General features: G+C 36.2%; 10 protein-coding genes. 7 read left to right on the top strand and 3 right to left on the bottom strand.

Translation table 11 applies throughout. The features are described 5' to 3' along the window. Positions 1-122 precede the first annotated feature (122 nt). Positions 123-962 carry an orotidine-5'-phosphate decarboxylase gene (gene pyrF / locus ACFX5E_RS14755; RefSeq protein ID WP_379855925.1) on the top strand — a complete coding sequence of 280 codons (840 nt, stop codon included), beginning with the start codon at positions 123-125 and terminating at the stop codon, positions 960-962. Between the two features lie 210 nt (positions 963-1,172). Then, positions 1,173-1,973, top strand: a complete 801-nt coding sequence (locus ACFX5E_RS14750; RefSeq protein ID WP_379855924.1) for an ABC transporter substrate-binding protein — start codon at positions 1,173-1,175, stop codon at positions 1,971-1,973. On the opposite strand, the gene ACFX5E_RS14745 is transcribed toward ACFX5E_RS14750, so the two are convergent. Beyond that, positions 1,968-2,159, bottom strand: coding sequence for a hypothetical protein (locus tag ACFX5E_RS14745; protein WP_379855923.1), 192 nt, complete (start codon positions 2,157-2,159; stop codon positions 1,968-1,970). The genes ACFX5E_RS14750 and ACFX5E_RS14745 overlap by 6 nt on opposite strands. Positions 2,160-2,216: 57 nt before the next feature. On the opposite strand from ACFX5E_RS14745, the gene ACFX5E_RS14740 reads away from it, so the two are divergent. The 3 genes from ACFX5E_RS14740 (at position 2,217) to ACFX5E_RS14730 (ending at position 5,505) form a co-directional block, all read left to right on the top strand. Then, positions 2,217-3,002, top strand: a complete 786-nt coding sequence (locus ACFX5E_RS14740; protein WP_379855922.1) for an alpha/beta fold hydrolase — start codon at positions 2,217-2,219, stop codon at positions 3,000-3,002. 341 nt (positions 3,003-3,343) lie between these two features. Then, entirely contained in the window at positions 3,344-4,828 is a 1,485-nt protein-coding gene (locus ACFX5E_RS14735; protein WP_379855921.1) for a catalase, read from the top strand. Positions 4,829-4,848: 20 nt separating this feature from the next. After that, positions 4,849-5,505: a VOC family protein gene (locus ACFX5E_RS14730; protein ID WP_379855920.1), complete on the top strand. Its 657-nt coding sequence runs from the start codon at positions 4,849-4,851 to the stop codon at positions 5,503-5,505. Positions 5,506-5,592: 87 nt separating this feature from the next. Here ACFX5E_RS14730 and purU read toward each other — a convergent pair whose 3' ends face one another. Both purU and ACFX5E_RS14720 read right to left on the bottom strand, forming a co-directional pair. Beyond that, positions 5,593-6,447 (bottom strand): formyltetrahydrofolate deformylase, encoded by an 855-nt coding sequence (purU, locus tag ACFX5E_RS14725; protein WP_379855919.1) that lies wholly within the window; start codon positions 6,445-6,447, stop codon positions 5,593-5,595. A gap of 219 nt (positions 6,448-6,666) precedes the next feature. Continuing rightward, positions 6,667-7,374 (bottom strand): DUF4197 domain-containing protein, encoded by a 708-nt coding sequence (locus ACFX5E_RS14720; protein WP_379855918.1) that lies wholly within the window; start codon positions 7,372-7,374, stop codon positions 6,667-6,669. Positions 7,375-8,008: 634 nt separating this feature from the next. On the opposite strand from ACFX5E_RS14720, the gene ACFX5E_RS14715 reads away from it, so the two are divergent. Both ACFX5E_RS14715 and ACFX5E_RS14710 read left to right on the top strand, forming a co-directional pair. Next, positions 8,009-11,461, top strand: a complete 3,453-nt coding sequence (locus ACFX5E_RS14715) for a methylmalonyl-CoA mutase family protein (RefSeq protein WP_379855917.1) — start codon at positions 8,009-8,011, stop codon at positions 11,459-11,461. A 795-nt stretch (positions 11,462-12,256) separates the two neighbouring features. Beyond that, positions 12,257-13,993, top strand: a 1,737-nt coding sequence (locus ACFX5E_RS14710; RefSeq protein ID WP_379855916.1) for a SprB repeat-containing protein, incomplete at its 3' end; no start/stop codon positions are given.

The following is a 13,993-nucleotide window of genomic DNA, read 5'->3' as shown; positions in this document are numbered from 1 at the left end:
TGCAGTAAAAATTTAAAAAAGGATAGAATTAAAATTGAGAGTTTCATTGAATTTTTTTAAGTTATAAAACCTCTAATCCTTTCGGGGTTTTTTTTATAAATTTGCAACACACAATTTAAACAATGACTACACAACAACTACACACACAAATTCAAACCAAAAAATCGTTCCTATGCATAGGACTCGATGTTGATTTGAATAAAATTCCTCAACATTTATTAGAACTTGAAGATCCAATTTTCGAATTCAATAAAGCCATAATTGATGCCACTCATGATTTGGTGGTTTCTTACAAACCCAATACCGCTTTTTATGAAGCCTACGGAATAAAAGGTTGGATGTCCTTACAGAAAACCATCAATTACATCAACGAAAATTATCCGGATATTTTTACGATTGCGGATGCTAAACGTGGTGATATAGGAAATACGTCTTCTATGTATGCCAAAGCTTTTTTTGAAGATTTAAACTTCGACAGCGTTACCGTTGCTCCTTATATGGGAAAGGATTCGGTGGAACCTTTTCTGGCTTTCGAAAATAAACATACGATTATGTTGGCCTTGACTTCAAACGAAGGTGCTTTTGATTTCCAGACTTTGATGGTTCCCGACGCTTCGGGAGGAAAAGAATTGTACAAACAAGTGTTAGAAACGTCTAAAACATGGAAAAACAGCGAAAACCTGATGTATGTGGTGGGAGCGACCAAAGCAGAATACTTTACTGAAATCCGTAAAATTGTTCCCGATAGTTTCTTATTAGTTCCGGGAGTTGGCGCACAAGGAGGAAGTTTATCCGAAGTTTGTAAATACGGAATGAATGACAACGTTGGATTGCTTATCAATTCTTCTCGTGGGATCATCTATGCATCCAATGGAACCGATTTTGCCGAAAAAGCAAGAGAAGAAGCGTTGAAGATGCAACAGGAAATGGAAGGGATTATGAGTTTGAACTTTAATCTGTAATAGTTTAAGGTTTAAGGTTTAAAGTTTTTTGGATTGTCTATAAAATATTTTGAACGCAATGAAGCTTAATTTTTTAAAATGGAGGTTTCTTTAAACCATTAAGAAATTAAGTTTCATTAAGAAAAACTTTAAAGCTTAAATTTCTTAATTTCTTAATGGTTAAAAGTTTTATACTTAAGCTTTGACATAATAACTTTAAACTTATCTCTTTTGAAACAAAAAACTTTAATCGATCAACTCGGAACTTCCCATTCTTTTGACACTTCGGCAAAACGAATTATTTCTCTAGTTCCCTCTCAAACCGAATTGCTGTATGATTTAGGTCTGGAAGATAGAATTGTGGGTATTACCAAATTCTGCGTGCATCCCTATCATTTGAAGTCCACCAAGAAAATTGTTGGAGGAACTAAGAAAGTACATTATGAGAAAATCAGATTGTTAGAGCCAGATATTATTATTTGCAACAAAGAAGAAAATACACAGGAAATTGTTGAGGAATTAAATAAAATTTGTCCGGTTTGGGTGACGAATATCATCACGATTGAAGATAATTTCCAAATGATTTCTGACTTTGGCCAACTTTTCAACTGCAGAACCGAAGCCCAGAAATGGAACGACAAATTGGCTTTTGCCTTGAGCGATTTTAAAAATTTCATTAAAGATAAACCTGTTCAAAAAGTCGCTTATTTTATTTGGAAAAATCCTTTTATGGTAGCCGGTTCGGATAATTTTATCAATGAATTACTGAAACTGAATCATTTTCAGAATATTTATGATAATAAAGGACGTTACCCTGAAATTGAACTAAAAAAAATGCGTTTGGAGGGCGATCCGGATTTGGTTTTTCTGTCTTCGGAACCGTATCCATTCAAAGAGGAGGATGCTTTCGAGATAGGACGTTTTACACATCATGCAAAAACGGTCTTTGTAGATGGTGAAATGTTTTCTTGGTACGGAAGCCGCTTGCTAAAAGCCTTTGACTATTTTAAGAAAATGCATCTAAAATTATAATTCGCATTCCTTCAGCATCAATTCTTCTACTATAGGTTCAGTAGGTAATTTTTCAATATTAAAATTTTGCTCAGCAAGTGTTTGGTATTCTTTTTTGAGCTTTTCTATTTCACTTTTCTCTTTCAATAATCCAATCATGGGTGTAATTTTTTGCAAATTTACGTTTTGTAAATAATAATTACTCATTATTATTGGTTAAGAATCGATTTTAAAATTATTGTTCTATTTTTACAAAAAAAAGAAGTGATCAATTATACCATTTATAAGAACGAAAATAGCAAGCAATGGGTAACTTTTGTTCATGGCGCTGGTGGAAGTTCTTCAATTTGGTTCAAACAAATTCGGGATTTTAAAAAACACTACAATGTTTTGTTGTTGGATTTACGCGGGCATGGCGAATCAAAACCTACCTTAAAAACAGCTTTCAAACAGAAATACACGTTTTCGGCTTTGGCCAATGATATTCTGGAAGTTTTAGATCATCTGAAAATTGAAAAGTCGCATTTTGTTGGGATTTCGTTGGGTACAATTCTGATCAGACAATTAGCGGAAATGTATCCGGAACGTGTGCAAAGTATGATACTTGGTGGCGCAATCTTAAAAATGAATTTCCGTTCCCAAGTATTAATGCGATTGGGAAATATGTTCAAATACGTATTGCCTTATTTAGTTTTATATAAATTTTTTGCTTTTGTGATTATGCCTAAAAAAAGTCACAAACAGTCTCGATTACTCTTTATCAACGAGGCCAAAAAATTATACCAAAAAGAATTCATAAAATGGTTTAAACTCACTGCCGAAATAAATCCGGTGCTGAGATGGTTTCGCCAAGTGGAATTAAATATCCCAACGCTTTATGTTATGGGAGAAGAGGATTATATGTTTTTACCGTCGGTTCGAAAAGTAGTGGAAAACCATTATAAATCTTCAAAACTCTTTGTAATCGAAAAATGTGGACATGTGGTAAATGTGGAGCAGCCTGCTGCTTTCAATAATGCCGTCCTTTCTTTTATAAATACTACCAAATAAAAAATGCCTGCACCATAGAGATGCAGGCAATTCTTTAACTAACCAAAACCAAAATAATAAATAACCAGTTTATTACTCTGCAAAGATCAGCAATATAGGAATGTTTTGCTGTTAAGATTATGTTATTACTTTGTTGTATATAAGTTAAGTTTTGTGATTTTATTTTTAAGTAATTGTTTTACAGTCAGTTATTTGCTTTTAAAAATTGTATCTTTAGTTTCCTATTTTTTTGTGTATAAAAAGCAATTTGACTGATTTCTGTTGTCAAAACAGGAAATTATAACTACTGCTTCTGTTTATGCCTATGCTAACTTTGATACAAACAATTAAATTTTGCAAATATGAAATCACATGAAAAACTTACAACAGCATCTGGAAGACCTTTTGTAGAAAATGAAAATTCTCAATCTGTGGGTTCTCGAGGACCTTTATTGTTGCAGGATTATATTCTTCACGAAAAAATGGCGCATTTCAATAGAGAGCGCATTCCGGAAAGGGTTGTACATGCAAAAGGTTCAGGAGCATTTGGAACTTTTACAGTAACTCATGATATAACTAAATATACAAAAGCTAAAATCTTCTCCGACATTGGAAAAGAAACTAAAATAGTAATGCGTTTTTCAACGGTTGGTGGGGAAAGAGGCTCGGCGGATACAGAACGTGATCCACGAGGTTTTTCTATGAAATTTTACACCGAAGACGGTAATTGGGATTTAGTGGGTAATAATACGCCTGTTTTCTTTGTTAAAGACCCCAAAAAATTTGGGGATTTTATCCACACCCAAAAACGAGATCCGTATACCAATATGAAATCGCCAACAATGATGTGGGATTACTGGTCGCTAAATCCGGAAAGTTTACATCAGGTATTGATTTTAATGTCAGACAGAGGAACTCCTTTTGGTTATCGTCACATGCACGGTTTTGGGAGTCATACATATTCGATGATTAATGCAGCTAACGAGCGTACTTACATAAAATTTCATTTCATAACAGCGCAGGGAATTAAAAATTTCACAAACCATGAAGCGGCAGAAATGAAATCACGTGATATGGATTTTGCGCAAAGAGATTTGTTTGAAAATATCGATAAAGGAAATTTTCCAAAATGGAATTTTAAAATCCAGGTCATGTCGGAAGAGCAGGCAAATTCTCAAGACTATTATATGAATCCATTTGATTTAACTAAAGTTTGGCCTCACGGAGATTTTCCGTTGATTGATGTTGGCGTTTTAGAATTAAATCGAAATCCACATAATTATTTTCAGGATATTGAACAAGCTGCCTTTGCACCGGCACATATTGTAGACGGTATTGGGTATTCACCAGATAAGATGTTACAAGGTCGTTTGTTGTCGTATCCGGATGCCCATCGGTATCGTTTGGGAACAAATTATGAGCAAATTCCAGTAAACCGCTGTCCTTTTGCTGTAAATAATTACCAGCGCGATGGACAAATGCGTATGGACGGGAACGGTGGGGAAAACCCAAACTATTTTCCAAATAGTTTTGATGAGATGGAAATAGACCAGGCTTACAAAGAACCGCCATTAGAAGTTTTTAGCGCTTTTGTCGACTGGTACGATAGAAATTGCGAAGGGGAAAATGACCATTATACACAACCGGGTAATTTATTTAAAATAATGACTCCGGAGCAACAGCAAAATACCATTAACAATATTATTGCTCATATGTCTGGTATTGAAGGCCCTAAAAAAAAGGAAATAATTAACCGCCAATTGAGTCATTGGTATAGAGCTGACGACCGCATAGGAGCGGGAGTTGCTGCAGGATTGGGAGTTGACGTTGATTTGTTAGAAAGATAAATAGTTTCAATTTAAATAAGATGAATATTCTAGAAATCGAATTACTGACGGATAGCCTCAATGAAACAGAATTGTTTTATAACAATGTCATCGGATTGCAAACGGTTTCCAAAAATAATTCGAGTATTTCATTTGCGGCTGGTTCTACGAAACTGACATTTAGGCTTTCTAAAAATTTAAAACCAGTGTACCACTTTGCTTTTGATATACCAAACAATAAATTGATCGAGGCTTTTCTTTTGATAGAAAACAAGACGAAGATCTTAGACGTAATTCCGCCCGATAAAATTGCGAACTTCTATAATTGGAACGCAAAGTCTTTCTATTTTTATGACAATAATGGAAATATTTTAGAATTCATTGTACGCTATGATTTGGATACTGCATCGGAGAAACCATTTGATGGCTCGTCAATTGTATCCATAAGTGAAATTGGTTTCGTCTCCAAAAATGTTTCACAGTTCAGTGATGAAATATGTGAAAAGTATGGACTTTCTGTATTTTCAAAGCAGCCAAAACTAAATAAATTCATTGTTTTAGGAACAGATACCGGACTTTTTATCCTTGTGGAAGAAAACCGGGATTGGTATCCAACGCATCAAAAAGCAAAATCATTTTGGACCAAAGTAATATTTGACAATAATGGGAAAACAATGGAAATTGAAGTTGCAGGCTAAAAAAAATGCTCACAAAAAGAGATTGTTTTTGTAGTACTATTTATCGGTTATGGCTCCCTCTCCTTCGGAGAGGGCTGGGGAGAGATCCTAAGAAAACACCACCGTTTTGTTATTATAAACCATCGTTTTTCGTTCTGCGTGCAATTTTACAGCTCTCGCCAAAACGGAGCGTTCCAGATCACGTCCTTTCATAATAAAATCATCTATGGAATGGCTGTGAGTAACTCTTGAAATATCCTGTTCAATAATTGGACCTTCATCTAATCCTTCGGTAACATAATGGCTGGTGGCGCCAATAATCTTAACACCACGTTTAAAAGCGGAATGATAAGGTTTAGCTCCGGGAAATGCAGGTAAAAAAGAATGGTGAATATTGATGATTTGGTTCCTGTAAAGTGTAATTAAATTGGGCGTTATAATTTGCATATAGCGTGCCAACACAATAAAGTCGATATTATATTCCTTCAACAAGTCCATTTGTTGTTGTTCCCCTTCTGCCTTTATTTCTTTGGTAAAAGGAACATAGTGAAACGGAATCTCAAAACGTTCCGCAACCGACCTTAAATCTTCGTGATTACTTACGATTAAAGGAATTTCAAGCGGCAATTCGCCAGCGCTGTATCTTCCTAAAATGTCATACAAACAATGATCGTATTTAGACACAAATAATGCCATTTTAGGTTTGTGTTCCTGTGTATAAATTTCCCAAGACATATTAAACGGAGTCGCTAAATTAGTTTGAAAGTCCTTTTTTATGACCTCCATATCCCAATTTTGAGAACTGAATTCGCATTCCAATCGCATGAAAAACACATTTTCATCGGCATCAACGTGCTGATCTAAATAAATAATGTTTCCTTCAATCGAGGCAATGTAATTGGTCACAGAGGCAATAATCGCCTTCTGATCTTCGCAATGTATGAGTATGGTAATTTTTCGCATTTTATGTCTCTCTTTCGACTTTGGTTCCTGTAATGTTTTTCAAAACTAAACTTATTTCTTTTTATAAAAAAATTTGATTTTAGAGTTTATGTTTTAAAAATAGGGAACTTTTTAATTTTGTGAATATTCGTGAAGAACACACCCCTAACCCCTCTCAAGAGGGGAATTTGACCCTGCTAAAATCAACTCTTTGGTTGTTTTAGTAATAAAGCGATTAAATTAATTTTTATCCTGCATCGCAAAAACCTTTTGCAATAAAATAGAAGTTCTTGAGCTTATATTTGTTCTGATATTTTTTTCTTCAACAGCAACCATTTTAAAAACACCGTTCAACGCTTGATTGGTAACATAATCAGTCAAATCAGGATTTACTTTGTTGATCAGTGGAATACTGTTGTATTTAGTAATAATGTTTGCCCATACTTTGTCGGCCCCCACTTTAGTAAACGAATTTTTAATAACCGGATTGAATTTTCCGTACAAAGCAGTTGAAGTACTATTTTGTAAATAAGTAGTAGCGGAACTTTCATTTCCCATCAAAATCGATTTGGCATCCATAAATGTCATGTTTCTCACCGCATCCACAAATATTGGAGTTGCTTCCTTCACCGCGTCTTCGGCAGCACGATTCAGTACTTTTAAACCTTCATCGGCCAATGAACTCAGACCAATTCTTCTCAAACCGGTATCTACCTTTCTCAATTCTTCCGGCAATAAAATTTTTACCGCTTCATTTCTATAAAAACCATCTACCGCGGTCAATTTGGTCACTTGTTTCGAAATTCCATTGTTCAATGCTTCCTTCAATCCGCCAGCAATATCAACCCCTCCGATTCCCTGCGTTTGTGGTAATTGATTCAGGACCTGTTGCATTTCGGCACAACTGGAAAGAGACACCGCCACTATTAAAATTAAAATTTTTTTCATCGTAAATTTTTTTTATCGGTTAAATTCGTCTGTTTGCCATGCGGCTTGTGTAAAAATACTACTTATTCAAAAACAAAGCCACAATTATTTTTTAGGAGCACAAACTTTATATTTATTAAGGAACAGTTGTCCCGCTTTCGCCTTTATCTCTCCGTTTCACTGCGAGGATATCGGCTCAATCGGGGCTAAATAACAAAATCCTTGCTTATTTATCAACAACTGTGGCGGACATTAGATAATTTTAATCCGACGGTCCGTTACTACTACCAAAAAAACATTTAAATATCTTCACTAAAATTAAAACTCACAAAAAACTTTGTAAACCCCTTTACATATTGAATTTAATAAAGAAAAAAATTATAATTTTTAAACAGTGAAGTCAAGATGTGAGGAAATGCTGGCTTTGTTCTGTTTTAACAATGAGGTTTAGCGTTTTTAAGAACAAAGAAATAAAGAGATCAAGCGGCATTCGCGACATTTAGTACTTTTTTTAAGATTTTCAGACAACATTTACTCTTATTCTTTTAATCTCATTGTTGACGATAGTAAAAAATAATCAAGGTCCGTTTGGCGGACAGTCATAATTTTTAAAATAAAATCGTAAATTGCAGACTTAAATTATCATATTCATAAAATGGAACCCGTAAAACCGTATATCCCTGTTAATAAAGTAAGAATTGTAACCGCAGCAGCCCTATTTGATGGTCACGATGCAGCAATCAATATCATGCGTAGAATCATTCAATCTACTGGTGTTGAGGTGATTCATTTGGGTCATGACCGTAGTGTAGAGGAAGTTGTCAATACAGCTATTCAAGAAGATGCCAATGCCATTGCAATAACATCGTATCAAGGAGGTCACAACGAATATTTCAAATACATGTACGACTTGCTTCAAGAAAAAGGAGCCGGGCAAATCAAAATATTTGGAGGAGGAGGAGGAGTGATCCTACCTTCTGAAATAGCCGAATTACAAGCTTACGGAATCACCCGAATCTATGCTCCGGACGATGGGCGTGCCATGGGATTGCAGGGAATGATCAATGATTTAGTACAACAATCTGATTACGCTATTGGTGATAAATTGACGGATGAAATCGATCATCTGGAAGAAAAAAATCCAAAAGCAATTGCCAGAATCATCTCGTCAGCTGAGAATTTCCCTGATGTTGCAGCAGCAACTTTGGATGCGATTCATAAAAAAAATGCCGATTGTAAAACGCCAGTTTTGGGAATTACAGGGACCGGTGGCTCAGGAAAATCCTCGTTGGTTGATGAATTAGTGCGTCGTTTCCTTATCGACTTTCCAGAAAAAACAATTGGATTAATATCTGTAGATCCATCCAAAAGAAAAACAGGTGGAGCACTTCTAGGAGATAGAATCCGTATGAATGCCATCAATAACCCTCGTGTTTACATGCGTTCGTTGGCAACACGTCAATCTAATTTGGCTCTGTCTAAATATGTAGCCGAAGCGATTCAAGTAATTAAAGCGGCAAATTATGACATCATTATCCTTGAAACATCCGGAATCGGGCAATCGGATACCGAGATTATGGACCATTCTGATGTATCCTTATATGTAATGACGCCTGAATTTGGAGCTGCGACTCAATTGGAAAAAATCGACATGCTTGATTTTGCTGATTTAGTGGCTATTAATAAATTTGACAAACGCGGTTCTCTGGATGCCTTGCGAGACGTGAAAAAACAATACCAACGCAACCATAATCTTTGGGATGCGAATTTAGATACACTTCCGGTTTTCGGGACGATTGCTTCGCAGTTCAACGACCTGGGAATGAATACGCTTTACAAAGCGATAATGGATAAAGTCCATGAAAAAACGAATTCTGATTTGAAATCAACTTTCAAAATCACTCGTGAAATGAGCGAGAAGATTTTCGTTATTCCGCCGCACAGAACCCGTTATTTATCGGAAATTGCCGAAAGTAACCGTAAATATGATGTTACTGCGGTAAGCCAAGAACAAGTAGCCCAGAAATTATACGGAATTTTCAAAACAATTGAAACGGTAGCCAAGAAAATACCTGAAATAAACAAAGCAGGAATCAATGACGATTCAGTTTTGCCAACAGCTTTAGAATCTGAAAAACTGGTTGCTGCTGAGGACAAAATATTTTTGAACCTTTTGCTGAATCAGTTTGACAAAGTAAAAATGGATTTGGATCCGTACAATTGGGAAATCATTTTGACTTGGGACGAAAAAGTAAACAAGTACAAGAATCCAGTTTATACATTTAAAGTTCGTGACAGAGAAATAAAAATGGCTACGCATACAGAGTCACTTTCACATTCTCAAATCCCGAAAATTGCATTGCCAAAGTACAAAGCCTGGGGTGATATTTTGCGTTGGTGTCTGCAGGAAAATGTTCCTGGAGAATTTCCTTTTACTGCGGGTTTGTACCCTTTCAAACGCGAAGGAGAAGATCCTTCTCGTATGTTTGCCGGAGAAGGCGGACCGGAAAGAACGAACAAACGTTTTCATTATGTGAGTGCAGGATTACCGGCAAAACGATTGTCTACGGCTTTTGACAGCGTAACTTTATACGGAAACGATCCACATGTACGCCCTGATATTTATGGAAAAATCGGGAATGCAGGTGTTTCGATTTGCTGTTTGGATGATGCTAAAAAACTATATTCTGGTTTCGATTTGGTTCATGCCATGACTTCGGTGAGTATGACTATTAATGGACCGGCGCCGATGTTATTAGGGTTTTTCATGAACGCAGCCATTGACCAGCAATGTGAGTTTTACATTAAGGATAACGGTATTGAAAAAGAAGTTGAAGCAAAAATAAACAAAATATATGCAGCAAAAGGAGTCGAAAGACCCCATTACCAAGGTGATTTACCGGAAGGAAATAACGGATTAGGTTTGATGCTTTTGGGCGTTACCGGAGATCAGGTTTTATCTTTGGAAGTATATAATGACATCAAAGCAAGAACGTTGTCACAAGTTCGTGGAACGGTTCAAGCAGATATTCTGAAAGAAGACCAGGCACAAAATACCTGTATTTTCTCTACTGAATTTGCCCTTAGATTAATGGGTGACGTGCAGGAATATTTCATTACCAAGAATGTTAGAAACTTTTATTCGGTTTCTATTTCAGGCTATCACATTGCCGAAGCAGGAGCAAATCCGATCACGCAATTGGCTTTCACGCTTTCAAATGGTTTCACGTATGTGGAATATTATTTGAGTCGCGGCATGAATATCAATGATTTTGGACCCAACTTATCCTTCTTCTTTTCGAATGGAGTAGATCCTGAATATGCCGTTATCGGTCGTGTAGCACGTAAAATTTGGGCGAAAGCCATGAAAAATAAGTACGGAGCTAACGAACGTGCGCAAATGTTAAAATACCACATTCAGACATCAGGCCGTTCTTTGCACGCACAGGAAATTGATTTCAATGATATTCGTACCACTTTACAAGCATTATACGCGATTTATGACAACTGTAATTCATTGCATACCAATGCTTATGACGAAGCAATTACAACGCCTACAGAAGAATCAGTGCGTCGTGCGATGGCGATTCAGTTGATTATTAATAAAGAATTAGGTCTTGCCAAAAATGAAAACCCAATTCAAGGCACTTTTATCATCGAAGAATTAACAGACTTGGTAGAAACAGCTGTTTTACTGGAATTCGACAGAATAACCGAACGTGGTGGGGTGCTTGGTGCCATGGAAACCATGTACCAACGTTCTAAAATTCAGGAAGAAAGTTTGTATTATGAGACTTTGAAACATACTGGGGAATTTCCTATTATTGGTGTGAATACTTTCTTGAGTTCCAAAGGTTCTCCAACGGTGATTCCAGCAGAAGTAATTCGTGCCACCGAAGAAGAAAAACAATATCAAATTGATATGTTGAGCCATTTGCATCAATCCAATCAGGATTTAGTGACGGAGCATTTAAATACGCTTCAGGAAGCAGCCATTAAAAACGAAAACTTATTCGAACATTTAATGGAAGCAACGAAGGTTTGTTCTTTGGGACAAATCACTTCGGCTTTATTTGAAGTGGGAGGTCAGTATAGAAGAAATATGTAAGCAGATAACCACTTTTTGCATAGCAAAAAGTGAGTGAATCGCTTATCCCGCTTTTGGGCGGGATCTCAGACACTCGCTTTCTCTTTTAGCAAAAAGTGAGTGAATCGCTTATCCCGCTTTTGGGCGGGATCCTTTAAAATATAAAGAAGAAAACCTTTCAGAAATGGAAGGTTTTCTTCTTTATATTCAATAAGAAATAATAATTGAAGTAAGAAAATTATTCTTAATTTTGAATGTAATTTTTAACACGTAATAAACTGTTAATCAATTACTTACGTTTAAAATTAATTTTTCTTTGTATGTTTATTTTCTTACTTAACAATGTTAATTATCGATTAAACAAGCATCTTATCGATTTTACTGTAGCTTTTTTTTTATCTTTTTATTTTAATGATTAGTTTTACATAAGAAAAAAATTAAGTTGGTTTTATTAGACAACTTTATGTTTGTATTAGGAGATAGATTTTGTTCCCCACATTTTATATTCCTAATGTTTGAGGGTTCACTTCAATTATTTTAATTGAAGATGACTTAGTAATGGTTAGATGCATTTCCCCAATATGTGACCTGCCAATAATAACCTTTTTTATCCTGTTTAATTGAATCGTTTTGATATTAATCTAATTCATTTTTACAAATCGATTTCGGTAAATGATAAAGGTGTTTTTTATTGTCCTAATAAATACAACCTTTTGATGATGGCTGCCTTCATGATTTTATCTGAAGATGTGTATTTTGCCCCCTATCTGTAAACCTCCTATTAAATCAAATGTATGGTGTTAAAATACTATTATTATGAAAAAGAATACAATTTTTAAGTTTTTCGATTTCTTATACAACAAAATAATATGTTGCTTTTTAACGAAAAACACTACTCCTAAATTAAATTTCGAGAAATTTAATCAAAGAACTACAGAAGATTATCTATCACGATTGGAACAATTTCAATTGCGACAATGGATCGCTGCATCCCTTTTAGTGATAGGTTTTTTACTGTCCAACACTACTATACAAGCTCAGGGGTCTATTAGGGGAATTGTTCCTGTATTGGCCCCTAAAAGCGGTTCTGGTGTTGATGGCGATGCTTATGCTCATACCCCAGGTGGCTATGAAAATGTAGGCGATTTGTTTGACTCTGCACATCCTGGCATTAATGGTCATGGTGTTATTAATCCCTTTACGGGGGAGCTGCTGTATCCTGGACAATCATTTTTTTTGCAGGACAGGTATGAAAATGATTTGAGCATTTTTACTATGTCCAATAAAATTAATGATGATCCAAACACTTATACTTGGGGCCCTGGTAATTCGCCCCATAAAAATGAGATTCAAAATGCGGGTGTTCATTTTTCTTATGGTGATCCTGCATTAGGCGGATTATCAACGGATTTATGGGCTCTATTTGCCGGTGACCGTCAGGTGACAAACGGAAGCAGTTATATTGATTTCGAGTTTTTGCAGAAATCAATGACCATAACTGGTGCAACAACGGACGCTATTGGAAACATCCTCGGAGGTAGCGGTGGTTTTACTAGTTTGGGAACCGACGGTGGTCGTACAGTCGGCGACATCCTGATCACTATCGAGTTTACCAATGGTGGTGGTGATGCAAATGCAGTAATTCGAGTATGGACCGCTAAAGCTGGAGGTGGTTATGAATACGTAATCCATCCCAACTCAGAGTTTCTGGGCAGAATTTTCATTACTAATAATACATCAATTACCCATGTACCCTTTGATGTATATGGCAGTGATCCTCTTGGAACTGGTGTAGGTGGTGATTATGCTGTGAATCAGTGGGCTGAGGGCGCCATTAATCTTACTCAAGTACTTGGAGCAGCAAAAGACCCATGTTTTTCACTCAGCACAGTATTTATTAGAACGAGATCTTCTGGTAGTTCACAACAATCTGAATTAAAAGATTTTCCAGGAGCTCCTATTCAATTCAAAGTAGATTCAAATCCAAAAGCAGTTGCAGTTGCTACTAATCCAGCATGTAATGGAGGATTTGGTTCAGTTAATCTTACTGTAACAGGAGGCACTGGTCCTTATACTTTCTTATGGACCGGTCCAAATAATTTTACGGCAAGCACTGAAGATCTTACTAATGTTTTAGCAGGAACTTATCAGTATACAGTTACAAGTTCAAACGGATGTTTAACAACCGGATCAGTAATTGTTGGTCAGCCACCGGCAATAGTAGTATCATCAGCAACACTGGTTAGTCCTAAATGTAATGGCGGAACTGACGGTTCCATCACCATCACCGCTTCAGGAGGAACAGGTATATTGATGTACTCTGCCAATGACGGCACAACGTACCAAACATCGAACGTGTTCAGCGGATTAACTGCTGGAACCTATTTATGGGCGGTAAAAGATGCCAATAATTGCGTGTTGAAAGGAACAGTTACAATCACTCAACCAACCGCAATCGCTGTATCAGCTGTACTTGTAAGTCCTAAATGTAATGGTGGAACCGATGGTTCAATCACGATTACGGCTACAGGAGGAACAGGAACTTTGATGTAT

The sequence above is a fragment of the Flavobacterium xylosi genome (assembly GCF_042787345.1).
In the GTDB taxonomy this organism is placed as follows: Bacteria; Bacteroidota; Bacteroidia; order Flavobacteriales; family Flavobacteriaceae; genus Flavobacterium; species Flavobacterium xylosi.
The sequence above is the reverse complement of the archived record's forward strand: the minus strand, read 5'-3'. Positions and strand labels throughout refer to the sequence as shown.

Coding starts and splice junctions, on each gene's coding strand:
- pyrF (WP_379855925.1), top strand. CDS start 123: ATGACTACACAACAACTACACACACAAATTCAAACCAAAAAATCGTTC.
- ACFX5E_RS14745 (WP_379855923.1), bottom strand. CDS start 2,159: ATGAGTAATTATTATTTACAAAACGTAAATTTGCAAAAAATTACACCC.
- ACFX5E_RS14735 (WP_379855921.1), top strand. CDS start 3,344: ATGAAATCACATGAAAAACTTACAACAGCATCTGGAAGACCTTTTGTA.
- ACFX5E_RS14730 (WP_379855920.1), top strand. CDS start 4,849: ATGAATATTCTAGAAATCGAATTACTGACGGATAGCCTCAATGAAACA.
- purU (WP_379855919.1), bottom strand. CDS start 6,447: ATGCGAAAAATTACCATACTCATACATTGCGAAGATCAGAAGGCGATT.
- ACFX5E_RS14720 (WP_379855918.1), bottom strand. CDS start 7,374: ATGAAAAAAATTTTAATTTTAATAGTGGCGGTGTCTCTTTCCAGTTGT.
- ACFX5E_RS14715 (WP_379855917.1), top strand. CDS start 8,009: ATGGAACCCGTAAAACCGTATATCCCTGTTAATAAAGTAAGAATTGTA.